This window comes from Fimbriimonadaceae bacterium (assembly GCA_019638795.1).
Classification (GTDB): domain Bacteria; phylum Armatimonadota; class Fimbriimonadia; order Fimbriimonadales; family Fimbriimonadaceae; genus JAHBTB01.
The window spans coordinates 113,814-131,943 of sequence record JAHBTB010000002.1 but is presented as its reverse complement, the minus strand read 5'-3'; the positions used below and the strand labels follow the sequence as shown (position 1 = coordinate 131,943).

Annotated in this window: 18 protein-coding genes; 8 read left to right on the top strand and 10 right to left on the bottom strand. The window is 65.9% G+C overall.

What is annotated here, in order from left to right:
• The first annotated feature begins 41 nt into the window (after nucleotides 1-41).
• The 8 genes from KF857_04070 to KF857_04035 are packed head-to-tail and all read left to right on the top strand — an operon-like array spanning nucleotide 42 to nucleotide 12,381.
• Entirely contained in the window at nucleotides 42-1,973 is a 1,932-nt protein-coding gene (locus tag KF857_04070; GenBank protein ID MBX3111163.1) for an ABC transporter ATP-binding protein, read from the top strand.
• The gene (locus KF857_04065) at nucleotides 1,957-3,747 is read left to right on the top strand and encodes an ABC transporter ATP-binding protein (GenBank protein ID MBX3111162.1); all 1,791 of its coding nucleotides are present in this window, start codon (nucleotides 1,957-1,959) and stop codon (nucleotides 3,745-3,747) included. Before KF857_04070 ends, KF857_04065 begins: the two co-directional genes overlap by 17 nt.
• Nucleotides 3,744-4,850 (top strand): hypothetical protein, encoded by a 1,107-nt coding sequence (locus KF857_04060; GenBank protein MBX3111161.1) that lies wholly within the window; start codon nucleotides 3,744-3,746, stop codon nucleotides 4,848-4,850. The genes KF857_04065 and KF857_04060 overlap by 4 nt, the downstream gene beginning before the upstream one ends.
• Nucleotides 4,847-6,967 carry an ADP-ribosylglycohydrolase family protein gene (locus KF857_04055; GenBank protein MBX3111160.1) on the top strand — a complete coding sequence of 707 codons (2,121 nt, stop codon included), beginning with the start codon at nucleotides 4,847-4,849 and terminating at the stop codon, nucleotides 6,965-6,967. Before KF857_04060 ends, KF857_04055 begins: the two co-directional genes overlap by 4 nt.
• Complete coding sequence (locus KF857_04050) at nucleotides 6,967-8,616, top strand: glycoside hydrolase family 127 protein (protein ID MBX3111159.1); 1,650 nt, start codon at nucleotides 6,967-6,969, stop codon at nucleotides 8,614-8,616. The genes KF857_04055 and KF857_04050 overlap by 1 nt, the downstream gene beginning before the upstream one ends.
• Nucleotides 8,613-9,740: a hypothetical protein gene (locus tag KF857_04045; GenBank protein MBX3111158.1), complete on the top strand. Its 1,128-nt coding sequence runs from the start codon at nucleotides 8,613-8,615 to the stop codon at nucleotides 9,738-9,740. Before KF857_04050 ends, KF857_04045 begins: the two co-directional genes overlap by 4 nt.
• Nucleotides 9,740-11,263 (top strand): hypothetical protein, encoded by a 1,524-nt coding sequence (locus KF857_04040; GenBank protein ID MBX3111157.1) that lies wholly within the window; start codon nucleotides 9,740-9,742, stop codon nucleotides 11,261-11,263. Before KF857_04045 ends, KF857_04040 begins: the two co-directional genes overlap by 1 nt.
• Nucleotides 11,260-12,381: a beta-lactamase family protein gene (locus KF857_04035; protein MBX3111156.1), complete on the top strand. Its 1,122-nt coding sequence runs from the start codon at nucleotides 11,260-11,262 to the stop codon at nucleotides 12,379-12,381. The genes KF857_04040 and KF857_04035 overlap by 4 nt, the downstream gene beginning before the upstream one ends.
• A gap of 24 nt (nucleotides 12,382-12,405) precedes the next feature.
• On the opposite strand, the gene infA is transcribed toward KF857_04035, so the two are convergent.
• From infA to rpsH, 10 genes are read right to left on the bottom strand one after another with little or no spacing between them, the layout of a single operon-like run.
• Complete coding sequence (gene infA, locus KF857_04030; GenBank protein MBX3111155.1) at nucleotides 12,406-12,666, bottom strand: translation initiation factor IF-1; 261 nt, start codon at nucleotides 12,664-12,666, stop codon at nucleotides 12,406-12,408.
• A gap of 31 nt (nucleotides 12,667-12,697) precedes the next feature.
• A complete protein-coding gene (gene map, locus KF857_04025) occupies nucleotides 12,698-13,444 on the bottom strand; it encodes a type I methionyl aminopeptidase (GenBank protein MBX3111154.1) in 747 nt (248 codons plus the stop codon).
• On the bottom strand, nucleotides 13,441-14,091 hold the full coding sequence (locus KF857_04020) for an adenylate kinase (protein ID MBX3111153.1): 651 nt from the start codon (nucleotides 14,089-14,091) through the stop codon (nucleotides 13,441-13,443). Before KF857_04020 ends, map begins: the two co-directional genes overlap by 4 nt.
• 3 nt (nucleotides 14,092-14,094) lie before the next feature.
• Nucleotides 14,095-15,444, bottom strand: coding sequence for a preprotein translocase subunit SecY (gene secY / locus KF857_04015; protein MBX3111152.1), 1,350 nt, complete (start codon nucleotides 15,442-15,444; stop codon nucleotides 14,095-14,097).
• Between the two features lie 2 nt (nucleotides 15,445-15,446).
• Nucleotides 15,447-15,890, bottom strand: a complete 444-nt coding sequence (gene rplO / locus KF857_04010) for a 50S ribosomal protein L15 (GenBank protein ID MBX3111151.1) — start codon at nucleotides 15,888-15,890, stop codon at nucleotides 15,447-15,449.
• The gene (gene rpmD, locus KF857_04005; GenBank protein ID MBX3111150.1) at nucleotides 15,887-16,243 is read right to left on the bottom strand and encodes a 50S ribosomal protein L30; all 357 of its coding nucleotides are present in this window, start codon (nucleotides 16,241-16,243) and stop codon (nucleotides 15,887-15,889) included. The genes rplO and rpmD overlap by 4 nt, the downstream gene beginning before the upstream one ends.
• Complete coding sequence (rpsE, locus tag KF857_04000; GenBank protein ID MBX3111149.1) at nucleotides 16,236-16,823, bottom strand: 30S ribosomal protein S5; 588 nt, start codon at nucleotides 16,821-16,823, stop codon at nucleotides 16,236-16,238. The genes rpmD and rpsE overlap by 8 nt, the downstream gene beginning before the upstream one ends.
• A gap of 1 nt (nucleotide 16,824) precedes the next feature.
• On the bottom strand, nucleotides 16,825-17,178 hold the full coding sequence (gene rplR, locus KF857_03995) for a 50S ribosomal protein L18 (protein ID MBX3111148.1): 354 nt from the start codon (nucleotides 17,176-17,178) through the stop codon (nucleotides 16,825-16,827).
• A gap of 2 nt (nucleotides 17,179-17,180) precedes the next feature.
• Entirely contained in the window at nucleotides 17,181-17,735 is a 555-nt protein-coding gene (rplF, locus tag KF857_03990) for a 50S ribosomal protein L6 (protein MBX3111147.1), read from the bottom strand.
• Nucleotides 17,735-18,130 (bottom strand): 30S ribosomal protein S8, encoded by a 396-nt coding sequence (gene rpsH / locus KF857_03985; GenBank protein ID MBX3111146.1) that lies wholly within the window; start codon nucleotides 18,128-18,130, stop codon nucleotides 17,735-17,737. Before rpsH ends, rplF begins: the two co-directional genes overlap by 1 nt.

The following is an 18,130-nucleotide window of genomic DNA, read 5'->3' as shown; positions in this document are numbered from 1 at the left end:
GACCGGACTCGGTCGGCAGGCCCGGGCTATAGCCCAGACCAATGTCTCAATCCCCCGACCCAAGGAGTGGCGCCGGCCCAGAAGCCAGCACGTGGCAAGTCCTCGTGCGCCTTTGGGGGTTCCTCCGGCCCTACCGGTCGAAGTTCATCTTGGGTCTGGCCTTCGTCCTGCTGGCGGTCCCGTTGGCCCAACTGGCCGTTTTCTTGACCCGTGACCTGACGAACCAGGCCATCGCGTCAGGGTCGATGACGGCCCCGCAACGGTGGGACGCCGTGGTGCGCATCCTCCTGCTGCAGGCGGGCCTGTGGCTGGTCAGCAACATCCTCTCGGTATGGCGCGAGGTCATCGAGTGGTATGTCTCGATGCGGGCGACGCTGGACTTGCGCCTGCGCTATTACCGTCATCTCCTCCGGCTTTCGATGGCGACTCTGTCGCAACGGCCTCCCGGCGAGCACCTCTATCGCGCCACGGCCGACATGGTCTCGATGTTCCGGGTCGGCAACCGGGTTGAAACATCGACCCCCGCGGGCCAGATGCCCCCCGACAGCAAGGAAGTCCAGCTCACGTATTTCTATTCAAACGACGTCGACCCCTACGACCCGGGCGTGATGGGGATTTTCAGCCGGACGATGCCCCTCTTTCTGGAGACGTCGTACTCGTTGGCGTGGGGCTGTGCGCTCCTGTGGTTGATCGACCCGGTCGTGTCTCTGATCTTGCTCGCCTACATCGTCCCGTTCGCGGTTCTGTCCTACCTCGCCTTCAACAAAGTCCAGGCCGCCGGGTTTGAGTTCAAGGCGGGCGTCGAGAACGAGACCGCCGTCCTGCGCGACAGCATCTCGGGCCTGAGGGCGGTGGCGTCGGCCGGCCGCCTGGCGTTCCAACGCAAGAAGTTCTTCCGGGCCGCCGGCGGAGCCCGGACGGCCGGGGTGCGCCTGGCGGGCAAGCTCGTCCAGACCCAAGGCCTGCTGCAGCAGGGGATGCGGTGGGTCGTCACCGTCGTCGTCTACCTGTATCTGGCCCGTCGCATCGTGCTGGGCCAGGCCACCATCGGCGACTGGGTGGCCACCGCACTCCTGATCGAGGCGGCCCAGATGCCGCTTCAGAACTTTGTCCAGCTCCTCCAGCTGGTCAAGATGCAGTTGGTCCCCGTCCGGCGCATTTTGGAGACCCTCGACACGTCGCCCCAGCTTCTCGACAAGCCAGACGCCAAGGCTATGGAGCGTGTCGAAGGAGGGATCGAGTTCAGCGGGGTGGACTTTTCCTACCGGCAGGGCGAGCCGGTGCTCCGGGCCCTCGACCTCACGATCAAGCCGGGCGAGTATCTCGGCATCGTCGGCCCGAGCGGGGCGGGGAAGAGTTCGCTGGTCAACCTTTGCCTGCGCCTCTACGGGGCCGAGGGTGGCGCGGTGCTCGTCGACGGGCAGGACATCCGCGACGTGGCGGTGGACTCCTACCTCCAACATGTCGCCTGTGTCCCTCAGGCCACGTTCCTCTATCAGGGCAGCCTGGCCGACAACATCCGGTTCGGCCTTCCCGAAGCGACCGACGACCAGATTCTCGACGCCCTTCGGCTCGCGGGGGCGGACGAGTTCGTCACCCGGCGGCCCGAGGGGATCGACGCCCTCGTGGGCGAGCGGAGCGGGTTGAGCGGCGGCGAACGCCAGCGTATCGGCATCGCCCGGGCCATCGTCCGCGACCCCAAGATCTTGTTCCTCGATGAGGCGACGTCGGCCCTCGACCCCGAAGCCGAGGCCAGGGTCTTGGCGACCATCGAGCGGATCCGCAAGGGTCGGACGGTGGTCTCGGTCGCCCACCGCTTGAAGGCAGTGGAGGCCTGCGACCGGATCATCGTGCTCGAGGGCGGGCGGATCGTCCAGTCGGGCAGCCACGCCGAACTCGTCCAGGTGCCGGGCACCTACCGAGACCTGTGGCTGCGCCAGGCCGCCGAGGAGGACCATGGCCGAAGCAGTTGAGTCGGGCTACTTGGGACAGGAGGTCTCGCGAGGCTCGTGGAAGGCCTTCAAGTACGTCCTGCGTTTCCTCCGGCCGCAGATCCACCGACTCCTTCTCGTCTGTCTGATCGACGTCTCGGTCACGTTGCTCAACTTGACGATGCCCTGGCTGGGCAAGTCCATCATCGACCAGGCCTTTCCCGCCCGGGACTGGAACCTGGCGGTGAGGATCGCCTGTGTCCTTGCCGGCCTTGCCGCGTCGGTCTATCTGCTTTCGGCCTTGAGGACCTACATTTATTCGACCGCCGAGATGCTCGTGGGCCTCGACATCCGCCGTCGGATGTACGCCCGGATCCAGCGGATCGCACTGGAGGAGGTCGAGTCCGTGCCGGTCGGCCAGATGCAGTTCCGGGTCAGCACCGACGCCGACCGGATCGCCCACATGCTGGTCCGGATACTGCCTACCTGCACGATGCTGGTGGAGTTCGCCCTGATCCTTGTCGCCGCCGTCAGTGTCGACCCGGTCCTCACCCTGGTCGTCCTCGGGTTCTTGGTGCCCTGGACCATCTTGTTCGTCTGGGTGACCCACTACGGCCGGGTCTACGACCGCCGCCGCCTGAAGCTCTGCGAGCTCCGCGACGCCTCGGTCATGGAGGCGGCGTCCAGTTTTTCCACGATCAAGGCGCTCGGCCGGTCGCGGTTCGAGCGACTTCGGAACACCAAGGCGAACATCGGCGTGCAGCGGGTCGCCGCCCAGGGGTATCTCATCCTTGTCGGCTTCGAGTTCGCGACCCAAAAGCTCTTGCCCTACCTGAAGCAGACGACGATCTATGTCTATCTCATCCGTAAGGTCGTGTTTGGGCAGATGACCCTGGGCATGACGGTGCCGATGATCGCCTATTTGGGCCGGTTGGCGTTCCCCTTGGAGCGGATCGTCAACTTTGGATGCTGGATTTGGCAGACCATGGTCTCGGCCGACCGCCTGATGCAGATCCTGACCGCGCCGGAGGACGCCGCCGACGCCCCGGGGGCGGTGCCGCTGGGCGACTTTTCCGGAAGGTTGGAGATGGTGGGGGTCTCGGCGTCCAGGCCGGGGATCGGCCCCGTGCTCCGGGATGTGGACCTCACCCTGTCCCCCGGAAAGATGGTCGCCGTCGTGGGGCCGAGCGGAGCGGGCAAGAGCACCCTCGTCTCGGTCGCGTTGCGGTTGGTCGGCCGGGACTCCGGACAAGTCTTGCTCGACGGCAAGGACGTCGACGCCCTCCGGGCGTCCACCTTCCGCCGCCAATGCGGCGTGGTCAACCAACACACGTTCATCTTTGCCGGCTCGGTCCGCGACAACCTCCTTGTCGCCGACCCGGAGGCCAGTGACGACCGCCTTGCGGCGGTGATGGACGAGGTAGGCCTTGGGCCATGGCTCGCCGGGTTGGGCCACGGATTGGACACGGATCTGGCCAGTGGCGCCGGGCTGTCGGAAGGCCAGCGGCAACGGATCGGGCTTGCCCGGGCGGTGCTGGGCGACCCCAAGCTCCTGCTCCTCGACGAACCCACATCGGCCCTCGACGCCGAGACCGAAGCCTTGGTGATGGCGGTCGTCCGTCGCGTCAGCCGGGGCCGGGCCGTTCTGCTTGTCACCCACCGCCTGCACACCGTCGTCGACGCCGATGAGATCGTCGTGATGGACAAAGGCGCCGTGGTGGAGCGCGGAACGCACGGACAACTATTGCGAAGCGGCGGCCTGTACCAGCGCATGAACCAAGCCCATGAAAGGACGACAGTGACGGTGAACCCATGAGATCCCCTTTGCCTCCCGACTGGCGCACCCAAAACCGGGCGTTGCGCCGCGTCTATGCCAAGTACATGACCTGGCTGGAGCGGTTCGGCTACGTCGTCGTCGCCCTTGTCATCGGTGGCTTTGTCTATGCCTTCACCTATGCGGTCGACGAGACGGTGTCGGCGGACAAGGTCAAGTTGGAGTTGGCGGGCGAGCCGGCGGTATTCGACACCCCGGTCCACGTAGTCGACACGCTCGTCGACGACTTCGGGCCGGTCAAGAGGGGTCAGCCCGTCTTCACATACACCACAAGCAGCCAGGGCGCGCCCCAGGTGTTCGTCGCGCCAAGCGACGGAATCTTCAAGATGTCCGCCAAGCCCGGTCCGGACGGCATCGTCCCGCCGGGCCAAGCGGTCGGCACGGTGTACGACCCCAACCGGATCGTCTGCAAGGCAAGTCTGGCCGGGCCGTCCGTCGCGAGGGCGACCGAATCCGGCGAGCTACGCGTCTCGAACATCGTGGTGGAGCCGTCGGCGGGAGTCGTCCTCCGGCAGTCGACGTCCGGGGGGACGGTCGTGTCCAGCCAGCTCCTGGGCCAAGACTTGGTGAAATCGGCGACGGCAGCTCTCAAGGGATACGACCTGAAACTCCGTGACGACCAGCCGTTCGCGCCGGGAGACGTGACCGAGTTGAGTGTCGAGGCGGTCGGTGGCAGCGTCTCGTCGGCCCGGGCGGTCGACCCCCGCGCCGGGCTCACCTGTCGGGCCAAGGTCTTGTCGGGCCGGGCGCAGGCGGTGGCGCAAGTCGCCGACTTGCCGCCCGACCTCAGTGCCAAACTACGTGAGGCGGTCGCTCAAGAAATGTCGCGGCAAGGTCTCCAGGCTCCCGACGACATGCGGTTCGTCTTGAAGCTGAAGGGGGTTCCGGACAACGGTTCCGGCACGGCGGTCCCCGCGACGGCCCTGACCCGCACGTTCGACATCGACGCCGAGTTGGTCGGCCCGCCCGAGGAACTGCTCGGGGCGGTGCGACGGGCTCTTATGGCGGGCAAGAGCGTCACGGCCAAGGTGGAGCTCAAAACTGGTTCGCGACCCCTGGCCACAATCCTCCTGAAAAAGTCATGATCGTCCCTCCGACTTCCCTCGCCTCGCCACCGGTGCCCGAACCGGTCGGCCACGCCTCGCACCCGTCCTACGCCGAGCGGGTCTATGCGGGTGTGTTGGGCAAGTTGATCGGCGTCTACCTGGGCCGTCCGGTAGAGAATTGGAGCCAAGACCGCATTGAGGCCGAGTTCGGCGAAATCACCTACTACGTCCATGAGAAGCGCGCCCGCCGCCTCATTGTCACCGACGACGACATCTCGGGGACACTGACCTTTCTTCGCGCTCTTGAAGACTCCGGCTATGACCCAGGCCTTACCCCTGAACAAATCGGCCGGACATGGCTGAACTATCTGGTCGAAGAGAAGACGATCCTGTGGTGGGGCGGCCTGGGCAACTCGACGGAGCACACCGCCTATTTGCGGCTGAAGAGCGGTGTGCCGGCTCCGCAAAGCGGTTCGGCCGCCCTCAACTCGCAGATCGTTTCCGAGCAAATCGGCAGCCAGATCTTCATTGACGGATGGGGTCTCGTCAATCCCGGCGACCCCGAGCGGGCCGCCGACTTCGCCCGGCGGGCGGCCAGCGTCAGCCACGACGGTGAGGCGGTCTACGGCGCCCAAGTCGTCGCCGCCATGGTCGCGTTGGCCTTTGTTCGCCGCGACATCGAGAGCGTCGTCGCCGAGGCGGCTTCCCTTGTCCCGCCGGATTGCGTCGTGCGTCGGCTGATCGACGAACTGCGGGAGGGTATTGCCCGGGGTGACACGTGGCGCCAGGCGCGGGCCTTCCTCGACCGTGAGTACGGCTACGACCGGTTTGTGGGCAACTGCCACCTTGTGCCCAACCACGGCGTCGTCATCATGAGCCTGTTGCATGGGCGGGGATGCTTCGACACCTCCATGTCGATCGTCAACACCTCGGGGTGGGACACCGACTGCAACTCGGGCAACGTCGGCACGGTTCTCGGGGTGCTCCGTGGTTTGCCGGGCTTGGCGGTCAAGGACTGGCGCGGCCCGGTCGCTGACCGGCTCTACCTGCCGTCAGCCGACACGGGGCGGGCGATCACGGACGCCGTTTCCGAGGCGGTCGCCGTCGCCGACGCGGGACGTGCCTTGGCGGGACTGCCTCGGCTGGCTCCCAAGGGCGGGGCCAAGTTCCACTTTTCGTTCCCGGGGAGTGTCCAGGGCTGGCGTTGTGCCGACCGTCCCGGTGCCGTCCACAACATCAGCCAGGCCGAGGCAGACGGCCTCGGCGGGTTGGTCGTCGACGCCCGCCACGCCGCCGTCCGTGCCTCCACCCCGACGTTCATCCCGCCGGAGTTCAAGGACGTGGTGACCGGCTACGTCCTTGTCGCCAGCCCGACGCTCTATCCCGGGCACACCGTCAAGGCCATACTTTCTGGCCTCGCCGCCGGCACAAAGGGAAGGTTCTTTATCGGTCGATATGACGAGAACGACGAGACGGTCACGGTGGACGGGCCGGCCTTCCATCTGGCCGAAGGCGAGACGACCGAGGTCGCGTGGACGATCGGTGACCAAGGTGGGTATCCGGTTCACGAACTTGGTGTCGCGTTAGAGAGCGGCCGGCTCCTGATTGACACAGTCGATTGGTCGGGGGTGCCGACGACCTCGTGGCCGCCGGTGAAGGGAACGATGTGGGCCAGGGCCTGGGGCCAGGCCGTCGACCGGTTCCAATACGTCCGGGACGCCTATGAGTTCCTCACCCACAACGAGGGCACCGGCCTCCTCATCCAGGGAAACCGTGAGTGGACCGACTATCGCGTCACGGCCCGGGTCACGCCGCGGATGGCCACGTCAGCCGGGCTCGCCGTGCGGTGCCGGGGGATGAGGCAGTTCTACGCCTTTGTGTTCGGCGGAGCCGGCGAAGTCCGCCTCGACAAGGTCGACCACGAGCGGCGGGTCGTCGCCCAGGCCCCGTTCGCTTGGGAACCCTTCCACGACTATGAGTTCTGCGTCGAGGTCTCGGGCCCGACCCTCCGGTTGACCATCGACGGCGTCCCGGTCCTGCAGGTCACGGACGAAGCCGACCCGATCCTCAGCGGGGCGGTCGCGTTCATGGTCGAGTCTGGCTGCTTCGGTGCCGGGACTCCCACGATTGCTCCGTTGTCGGGTGGCCTGGCCTGATGCCGGATTCCGTCCGCTTCCGCTTCACGTCCGAGCCCCTGAGGCGGGCGGTCGACCTGAGTGTCGAACGAAGGCTCAAGTCTTTTGTCATCGACGAGGAGTCCGAACCGGTCGCGATGTTCTCGCCGACCTCCCGGGAAGCGAGCCACGGTGGCGACTGGTATGGCGAGCACGTCGGCAAGTGGTTGGTGGCGGCGAGCCTGGCGGCGGGTCGGACCGGCGACGAAGATCTGGACCGCTCAATCGGTCGGGTCGTCGAGGCGTTGGCGGGATGGCAGGAACCCGACGGCTACCTGGGGACGTACCCGTCGGGGTCGCTGGCCCGGTTCACGTCGGAACATGTCGGGGGGCAGAGGACGTGGGACCTGTGGGTGCACGCCTGGCTGGTGCTCGGGCTCCTGGCGACAGGCCGCCCGGACGCCCTTCAAGTCGCCGAGCGCATCGGCAGTCTGGTCGTCCGGACGGTGAGCGAAGGCCGGCACCTCGTTCACCAGGGTAACCACGCGGGCCTGAGCAGCTTGGTCATGGTCGAGCCCCTTGCCCTGCTCTCCCAGGTGACCAGTGACCTGCGCTTCGCCACGACGGCGATCGAGGAACTCCGGTACGCCGACGCCCAAGGACTCGGACTCCTTTCTGCCCGCCCCGGGTGCGACGTGAGCAAGGTGGGGACTGGCAAGGTGTATCAGATCCTCTGGTGCCTGGTCGGCATGCTCGAAGCAGGCAAGGCGCTGGACGACGACCAAGCCCTCCAGGCCGTCGTGGCGCTCTACGACGACGTCCGCCGTCACCACCTCAACCCGTTGGGTGGCCCGTGGGGAGGCGTGGCGACCCACATGGAGGTGTTCAACCCCCGGGGGTTCTTTACCCCGACTGGGTTTGTCGAGACGTGCTCGTCGGCGACCTGGCTCGACCTCTCCCTCCGCCTCCACGCCCTGACCGGCGACCCGTCCTATGCCGACGAAGCGGAGAAGACCCTGCTCAACGCCGTGCTTGGGGCTCAAGACGCCGATGGGGAGGACTGGTGCTACTTCACCTTTGCCAACGGCCGCCGCAACAACACCTACCACTGGGCGTGCTGCAAGTCAAGCGGGGCCCTGGCCCTGGAGCGTGCCGCACGGGCCGCCTTTGACGGCTCGACGGTCAATCTGCTTCAACCTTTCGAAGCCGAGACACCGGAAGGGGTCAGAGTGCAGTTAGTCCGCCAAGGGGACGAGAGGTTCAGCCTGGCCGCGGACAAACCCACGACCCTTCATGTCCGGGTACCGGCCTGGTGCGAGGGTGGCGGAAGGGTTGTCGAGGCCGTCCTGTCCCCGGGCGAGCCATTCCAGTTCGAGGCCCGGCCAAAGGTCGCCGCCCAACCCTACACGCACACTGTCGACCACCACGGCCAAGAGGTCGTCCACGAGGAGTACGTCTGTTTCAGCCGTGGCCCCTTTGTCTTGGCGGCGGGCCCAGACGGGGACATCCCCACCGCGCCGACCGTCCGCTTGCCACGTCTGTTCCCGCTTAACTGCCTGCATGAGTCGGGCGACGACGTCGAACTCAGGCCGCCGGGAGGCAAACCGGTGACTTTGAGCCCCTACTACCGCGCCGGGGGAGCCCATCACGGGGCTTGGCGCAACACGTGGCTTCCGGTGGCCTGGCAATGAGTTTTGTCGCTGGTCATGCCGGGCCCGACATCCGGGCAGACGTAAGGGTCGTCGCCGAACCCGACGGCCAGTTCTCGTTCAGCTACGAGTCGTCGGTAAAGACCTTGTACGGGGAGGCGATCGAGCGGCAGGTCCAGGAGATGGCCGTCGACTGGGGCGGCCCGGGCCTGCGCGTCCACGCCGTCGATTCCGGAGCCTTGCCTTTCACGTGGCGGGCCCGGCTGGGATCGACCTTCGCCCAAGCCGGGTACGAAGCTCCCCGACGGGCCGCCGTCCGGCGCAGCCCGCGGACTGGCCGCCTACGCCGGTCCCGGCTGTATGTCCCGGGCGACACCCCCAAACTCCTTCTGAACGCCAGCCTGTGCCCCGCCGACGTCTACGTCTTCGACCTGGAAGACGCCGTGCCTGCTTCTGAGAAGCACGCCGCCCTCTGGCTGGTGGACGAGGCGTTGCGGAGTCTGGATTTCGGTGGGGCAGAGGTCTCCGTCCGCATCAACGCCGGTGAAGCCGGTTTTGCGGAGGCGGCGTTCCTTGCCGACGCGGGTGTCGAGGCGTTTTGGCTCCCCAAATGCGAACACCCGGAGGAGATTGTCGCCCTCGACCGGACACTCGGTCAGATTGGCTCGCTGGCCCGTGTGGTCGTGTTGGTCGAGTCGGCCCTTGGGGTGGAGAACGCCTACGACCTCCTGCGGTGCAGCCCCCGTGTGGTCGCCGCGTCGCTCGGTGTCGAGGACTACCTTCGGGACATCGGCGCCCAGCGGACGGAGGGCCAGGCGGAGTCGGCCTGGGCGCGGGGCCGGGTGCTCAACGCCGCCGTGGCGGCCGGTGTCATGCCCTTGGCGTCGGTGTACCCCCGGTTCGACGACTTGCCCGCGGTCTCGGCCTATGCCCGCACGGCGCGCGCGGCTGGGTACGAGGGAGTCGGTTGCGTGCATCCGGCCCAGGTCCCGGCCGTCCACGCGGGGTTTACCCCGGACGCCGGCGAGTTGGACTTGGCGAGGCGGACGGTCGAGGCCTATGAAGCGGCGGCGGGGCGGGCCGTCGCCGTCGACGGGCGGATGGTGGACGAACCGGTCTATCGCCGCGCCCAGCAGGTGTTGACGCTGGGCGAGGAGCAAGAGTGATGACGTTCGACCGGGCACCGGGCCAGGTGTGGAGACCGTACGGAGGTCTGGGTGCCGTCCGGCCCGAGGGCCGGAGAGTCGGGCCACCGCTCCGGACGGCGGCGGACTTTCCGGCCGACGGCGACAAGCGCGTCGCCGACCTGAAGGAGGCCTTGTCGCGGGCAGGGCTCCGTGACGGGATGACCCTGAGCACCCACCACCACTTGCGCAACGGGGACCGCTGCGCCCTGATGCTCTTCCAGGCGGTGAAGGAACTGGGAGTCAGGGACGTCGTGTGGTTCCCCAGCGCGGTCTTTCCCTGCCACGAGGCGTTGCTCCCCTACTTGGAGGACGGCACGGTCCACCACATCGAAGGGAGTCTGAACGGCCCGGTAGGCGACTACGCGAGCCGAGGGAAGATGCGTGGACTGGCGGTCTTGCGCTCTCACGGGTCCCGGTATCGGGCCATCGTCGAGGGTGACGTCCACATCGACGTCGCCGTCGTCGCGGCCCCTTCGTGCGACATGTTCGGCAACATGACCGGTGCCTGGGGGCCGTCGGCCTGCGGCAGCCTCGGGTTTGCCGTCGGCGACGCCGAGACCGCCGACCACGTGATCGCCGTCACGGACAACTTGGTCGAGTTCCCTTGTGCCCCGTGGCAGATCGCGGGGAACCATGTGGACCAAGTCGTCGTGGTCGACTCGATCGGCGACCCGTCCCAGATTGTCAGCGGCACCACCCAGATGACAAAGTCGCCGGAGCGGCTGCTGATCGGTCGGCTTGCGGCCGAGTTCTGCCGGGCGGCCGGCATCATGCGCGAGGGATGGTCGTTCCAGGCCGGTGCCGGAGGCGTGTCGCTGGCGTTCACCGTCTATCTCTCCGACATGATGAGGGCCGAGGGCGTCCGGGCCGCCTTCGCGCGCGGCGGGAGCACCCGGCAGCTGGTCCAGATGCTGGAGGCTGGGCAAGTCGGGGCCGTTCTCGACGGCCAGACATTCGACCTCGAGGGAGTCCGCAGCATCCGTGAGAACGAGCGGCATGTGATGACGACCCCCTTCAACAGCTACAACTACCACGGCAAGGGACGCACCGCCTCGATGCTGGACGTCGCCGTCTTGGGGGCCACGGAGGTGGACATGGAGTTCAACGCCAATGTCGCCACCCACTCGGACGGCCGGTTGCTCCACGGCCTGGGGGGTTGGCAGGACGCGTTGTTCAGTCGGTGCACCATCCTTGCCGTCCCGAGTTTACGCAACCGGATCCCTGTGCTCCGCGACCGCCTGACGACGACCTGCGGCCCGGGCGAGCTTGTGGACGTGGTCGTCACCGAGCGGGGCGTCGCGGTCAACCCGCGCCGGACAGACCTTCTCGACGCGGTCAAGGGTTCGCGCCTTCCTTTGCGCGACATCCACGACATCAAGCGGGAGGCCGAAGGGCTGGCCGGAGGCCCCCCCTCTGCCGCGCCGACCACCGACGACATTATCGGCCTGGTCACCTGGGTCGACGGCACCGTCATCGACACCGTGAAGAGCATCCGACCATGAGCATCGCCGCCATCATCCTTGCAACCGCCGCGCAATCAACCACCTTTGACCCGGCCAGGCTTGATAAAGTCGTCCCGGCCCTGGTGAGGGCTGTCCACCACGAAGCCCTGGCGGGCAGTGTCGTCCTTGTCCGGCAACGGGGGCGTGTCCTTCTCAGCCGCCCCATCGGGCTTGCTGACAAGGATGCCGGGAAGCCCATGCAGGACGACACCATATTCCAGGTGATGTCGATGACCAAGCCCGTGACCGCGACGGCGGTCATGCTGTGCGTGGAGGACGGACTCTTGAACCTGGACGACCCGGTGGCCAAGTTCCTTCCGTCGATGAAGGGAGTGACCGTCCAAGGGGCGAAGGTGGAGCGTGCCCCGACCGTGCTCAACCTCCTGACCCACACCAGCGGTCTGGCCTCGGACGACCCCGGCGGCCTTACCGACGAGCAGAAATGGACCATGACCCTGGCCGACTACAGCAAGCTGATCGGCACCGAACCCCTCCTTTACCAGCCGGGCACGCAGATCAAGTACAGCGGGGTCGGGATATCGGCGGCGGCCGCCGTGGTGGAGAAAGTCACCGGCCAGGCGTTCCAAGAGTTCGTCCAGAAGCGGATCTTTGACAAGTTGGGCATGACCGACACGCATTTCTTCTTGCCGACAAACAAGAGACCGCGCCTCGCCCAGGTCTACACCGGACGTCCGGGCGCCCTGCAAGTTTTTGCCCACGACCGGTTCCGGAGCGGAGCCAAGTTCGCCAACGGGGCTGGCGGCCTCTATTCGACCGCCGCCGACATGGCGAAGTTCATCGAGAGCTTCTTGGGCAAGAGCCTGCTCTCTCCGTCCGGCACCAAATTGATGACGTCGCTCCAGACCGGAGACCTCTTGATGGACGGGAACACCGAGCGCGGGGTGGGGATCGGATGGATCGTCTCGCGGAGAGCGCCCGTGGGGACGACTCTTCGTCCTGCCGGGAGTTTTGGTCACACCGGAGCGTTTGGAACAGAGTACTGGGCCGATCCGAAAAGCGGTACGGTCGCGGTCTTTATGGCGCAGACCTTTGGTCTGCCTGAAGACCCGAGGAAGGCGTTCGACACCATGGTCGCGGCGGCGTGCTGCCGCGGCTAGGCGCCCGGCGACGGTTTCGCGCTGTTAGTACCGGTAGACGATCCGGGCACGGGTGAGGTCGTAGGGGGAGACTTCGACTTTCACGCGGTCGCCGACCATCAGCCGGATCCAATACTTGCGCATCTTGCCACTGACGTAGGCAAGGATCTCTTGGCCGGTGTCTTCGAGTTTCACTCGAAACTGGGCGTTGGGCAAGTTTTCGGTGACGACGGCGTCAAGGCTGATCGCCTCTTCTTTGCCTTCGACCTGCTTGCGGCGGGGGGCTTGGTGTTTATAGCGTGCCATACGTGGGCTTGTTTTCCTGACGAACTGGTCGTCATTCCTGGGTCAGGATTACCGGACCCTCCTTAGTCACCGCGACAGTGTGCTCGAAGTGAGCGCTTAGTTTACCGTCTGCCGTCACGACGGTCCATTTGTCGTCCAGGTACCTGACGTCGGCGGTGCCCTCGTTGATCATCGGCTCGACGCAAAACGTCATGCCGGGACGGATCGGTTCGCCTTTGCCCGGGCGGCCGACGTTGGGGATGCTGGGCTCCTCGTGAAGCTTGCGCCCGATCCCGTGGCCGACCAACTCGGTGACGACCCCGTAGCCGTTGGACTCGCAATACCTCTGGACGGTCGAGGCGATGTCGCCGACCCGGTTCCCTGCCTTGGCCTTAGCGATGCCCTGCATGAGGGCTTCGCGGGTGATGTTCATCAGGCGCTGGGCGTTGGGTGCGATTTTCCCGACGGGGTACGTCCATGCTCCGTCGGCGTGCCAGCCGTCCAGGATGACGCCAAAATCCAGCGTCACGATGTCACCCTCTCCGAGCGGACGGTCGTTAGGGATGCCGTGGACGACCATCTCGTTGACGCTGATGCAGGTGTCCGCCGGGTAGCCGCGGTAATCTTTGAAGCTGGGCACGCCCCCGGCGGCCCTGATCTTTTCCCCGGCCATGGCGTCAAGTTCTTTGGTCGTCACGCCAGGGGCGATGCAGGCCGCGACCTCGCGCATGGTGCGGGCGACGATCCGCCCCGCCTCGCGCATTTTCGCGATGTCGGCGGTGCTCTTGTAGAGGATCAAACGAGCCCCTTGACGATGTCGTCGTACACCTCGTCAGCCTGGCGGTCGGCATCGACGCGTCGCAACGAGCCGCGGGACTCGTAGTAGTCGATCACCGGCTTGGTGTTCTCGCGAAAGACGCGCAGGCGTTCGCGCACGGTGTCGGGCTTGTCGTCCTCCCGCACAAAGAGGGGGCTGTTGCACTTGTCGCAAATGCCTTCCCGCTTGGGGGGTTTGTTAGTCGAGTGGTAGATCTCGCCGCACTTGGTGCAGCCCATTCGACCAGACAACCGGGCGACGATGACGTCCTCGGGCACCTCAAGCGAGACCACCGCGTCGATGTGGACGTCCAGGTGTTCCAACTCCTCGGTCAGTGCCTCGGCTTGACGGACGGTGCGGGGAAAGCCGTCAAGGACAAACCCGCGCCGCCGCGTGTCCTCGGTGCGGATCCGCTTGACCATCATCTGGATCGTCACCCCGTTGGGCACCAGCTCCCCGCGGTCGATGTAGCTCTTGGCCAGTTGGCCGAGGTCGGTCTCCGCCTCGATCTCAGAGCGGAAGATCATTCCAGAAGAGAGGGGCCGTGCTCCGACGCGTTGCTCCAAAAGGGCCGCCTGGGTGCCTTTGCCGACACCAGGAGGCCCGATGAGAATGAGTCGGAGGGACAAGGCTTAGCCCTCGTACTGCTTGGCCAGGAGGTTCGCCTCGATCTGCCGCATCGTTTCCAGCGCGACGCTGACCATGATGAGCAACGAGGTGCCAAAGATGAGGCCGAGGTTCTGGACGGCGGCGATGAGGGGCAGAACGTACTGGGTCAAAGCCACGATGGCCAGGAAGCCGGCACCGACAAAGGTGACCCGCGAAATGACGCCGTCGAGGAACTCCTTGGTCTGTTTGCCCGGCCGGATGCCACGGATGAAACTGCCATGCTTCTTCAGGTTGTCGGCCATGTCTTCGACGTTGTACTGCAACGCGGTGTAGAAGTACGTGAAGAAGAAGATCATGGCGGCGTAGACGACCGCGGCGACCCAGCCTTCCCAGTGGCGGAAGTCAGGGTAGAAGAACTTCCCGATCATGTCCAGCGCCTGTTGGGCCGGGTGGCCTTGCGGGAACACGCTGCGGAACATGCTCGGCAGGTTCGTCAGGGCCAGGGCGAAGATGATGGGGATGACGCCCGCCATGTTCGGTGAGATGGGCAGATAGCTCACCTGTCCGCCGATCGATTTGGTGCCGAAGTTCCGGCGCATGTGCTCGATCGGGATACGCCGCTGGGCGATGGTGAAGTAGACGACGACGTACGTCGTCAAGAGGAACAGGGCCAGGATGACGACGACCTGCCCCCAACCGACGGTGCCGTTCTTGACCGCGTTGCCGAGGATTCCGGCGATGTTGGGGATCGAGATGACGATACCGGCGAAGATGAGAATGGAAATACCGTTACCGATGCCGCGCTCGGTGACCTGCTCACCCAGCCACTGCAACAGTGACGACCCGCACATCCAGAAGATGACGACGGCGATCTTGGCGAACGGCACAAGCTGGGCGACGACCGGGCCCATCTGGCTCATGAGGCCGAACCCTTGGAACACGCATAGGGCGAGGGTCAGGGAGCGGGTGCGCTTGTTCTGTTGCTTCCGCGCGTATTCGCCACCTTCCTTCATCTCCTCCTTCCAAGAGGGGATGCCCATGGTGAGGACCTGCATGATAATGCTGGCCGAGATGTAGGGGCCGAGGCCGAGGGCGAAGATGGACAGACGCTTGAACGCGCCGCCGCCAAAGGTGTTCAAAAGGTTGAAGAACGCGTTGTCTTCGAGCAGCTTTTGCATCTGCGCCGGGTCGAACCCCGGCACCGGCACGGGCACCTGGACACCCATCGCGTAGATGAGGAAGATGCCGATGACGAAGGTCAGCCGCTGGCGCAGGTCGTCGTCTGCCCAGGCGAGGCGGAGCGTGTCCGCCAGCGAGAGCCGCAGACTTTTGTCGCCCCCGCCCGGGGAGCCACCGAGTGCACCAGCGGCCATCCTCACAGCGTGACCGCCTGGCCGCCCGCCTTCTCGATCTTCTCTTGGGCCGCCTTGCTGAAGGCGTGGGCCTTCACGGTGAGCTTCTTCGACAGGTCGCCGAACGCGAGCACCTTCAGGCCGCCGTTCGGCAGGTCGCTGACAATGCCCTTGGCGACCACCGCTTCGGGAGTGACCTCGGCGCCTTTGTCAAAGTGCTTTTCCAGGTCGTCCATGTTGATGATCGCGAAAGTGACGCTGTTGATGTTGCGGAAGCCCTTCTTGACCGGAAGCCGGCGGTGGATGGGCGTTTGGCCGCCTTCAAACCACGCCGGAATCTGCCGACGTGCTTTCTGGCCCTTGGTGCCTCGGCCCGCGGTCTTGCCGAGGCCGCTGCCGATGCCCCGCGCCACGCGGCGGCGGCGCTTGGTGGAGCCTTCGTTCGGTTGAAGATCGTTCAGGTTCATTCGGATGCCTCGTCGGCTTTCTTCTTCGTCGTGCGCTTCTTGGGCGCGGGTTCGTCGCTGGCCGGCTCGGCCTTGGCGGCCGCCTTCGGCTTCTTCTCAGCCTTGGGTGCGGCGGTCGCGGCGGCTTTGGCCTTGTGGCCACGGCGCTTGCGCGGGATCTCGCCTTCGACCTCGACTTCCTCGACCGTCAAGACGTGCTTGATCTGGTGGATCATGCCCTTCACCGCCGCGGTGGGATGGTTCAGGGTGGACTGCCCGATCTTGCGTAGGCCGAGGGCGTGGGCGGTCTTGACGTTCTTCGGCACCTGGGCGATCAGGCTCTTGCTGAGGGTGATCTTGAGCGCCTTAGGCATGGTCAGCCTCCTCCTTACGGGCCTTGGCGAGCCAGGGCACCAGTTGGGCGACGTCGGCCCCCCGGGTCGACGCGGTGCTTTCGGGGGCTTGGAGCTCCTTGAACGCGTTGACGGTGGCATAGGCGATGTTGACGCTGTTGCGGCTACCGAGACACTTGCTCAAGACGTCGTGGACGCCGAGGGCTTCCAGGCACATCCGGACGGCCGATCCGGCCTTGACGCCGGTACCGGGCGAGGCGGGGCGCATGATGACACGGGCGGTGCCATGCTTGCCTTCGACTTCGTGGGGGATCGTCGCGCCGAGCATTTCGACCCGGAACATGTTCTTGCGCGCGGCGTCTTCGGCCTTGCGGATGGCGTCGGGGATGCCGCGCGCCTTACCGAGGCCGACACCGACCTGGCCCTTGTTGTCGCCGACGACGACGAGCACCGACCAAGACATGGTCTTGCCGCCCTTGTGCGTCTTGCTCACCTTGTTGGAGGCGATGACGCGGACGTCGAGCTGCGGCCCGCCGTCCGGACGGGGTTGGTTCTGGCCGGTCGAACGCCGACCGACGATTCGTGGTCCTCTTCGTGCCATGTTAGAACTCCAGTCCCGCCTCGCGGGCACCGTCGGCCAGGCTGGCCAGGCAACCGTGGTAGCGGAAACCGCCGCGGTCGAAGACCACCGTCTTCACGCCGGCCGCCGCGGCACGCTTGCCCAGTTCCAAGCCGACCTTCTTGGCCCCCTCGGTGTTGTCGCTGGCGCCCAGGGCCTTTTCTGCCGTGCTGGCCGCCGCCAAGGTGTGGCCCTTGGTGTCGTCGATGACCTGCGCGTACAGGTGCTTTTGGCTCTTGAACACGGCGAGGCGCGGGCGCTCCGTCGTGCCGACCAAGGTCTTGCGGATGCGCTTGTGGCGCACCACGCGCATGTCGCTTCGGGTTTTGACTGACATTGTTACTTACCGGCCCTCTTGCCTTGGCGGAGCTTGATGACCTCGCCCTTGTAGCGCACGCCCTTGCCCTTGTACGGGTCAGGCTTGCGGGTCTTGCGGATGTCTGCGGCGGTCTGGCCGACGAGGGCCTTGTCGATGCCGCTGACGACGATGGTGGTGACGCGCGACTTGTCGTCGGCCTTCACTTCGAAGTTCACTCCCTGGGGCGCGGTGACCACGACCGGGTGCGAGTACCCCACGTTGAGCGTGACCGACTGCCCCGCCGCCTGGGCGCGGTAGCCGACACCGTGGATCTCCAACGCCTTCGAGTGGCCCTCGGTGACACCGGTGACCATGTTGGCGATGAGCGTCCGGGTGAGGCCGTGCTGGCTCCGGTTGCGCCGCTGGTTGTTCGGTCGCGACACGGTCAGCTTGCCGTCCTTCTGTTCAATGGTGAGCTCGCGGGCGACCGTCTGCTTCAGTTCGCCCTTGGGCCCCTTCACGGTCACCTCGGCGTTCTCCACCGTGACGGTGACGTTGCCGGGGACGGTGATCGGTTTCAGTCCGATTCGTGACATCAATACACCTCACAAACGGCCTCGCCGCCAATGTTGCGGCGTCGGGCCTCTCGGTCGGTCATGACCCCCTGGCTCGTCGTCATGACGACGACGGACAGGCCGCTGCGCCGGGGTCGGAGTTCGTCCACACTCTTGTAGCTGCGTAGGCCTGGTTTGCTCACGCGGCGGATTTTGTGGATGACCGGCTTGCGGCGGTGGTCGTACTTCAGATGGACGCGGAGGACCGGGAACTTGCCCTCGGTGATCGTCTCCTGCGACTTGACAAACCCCTCGCTGACCAAGATCTTGGCGATTTCCACCTTGATCTTGCTCAGGGGGCAGTCGATGAACATCGCCCCGGACATCAGTCCGTTGCGGATGCGCGTCAAAAGGTCGGCGATGGGGTCGCTATGCAT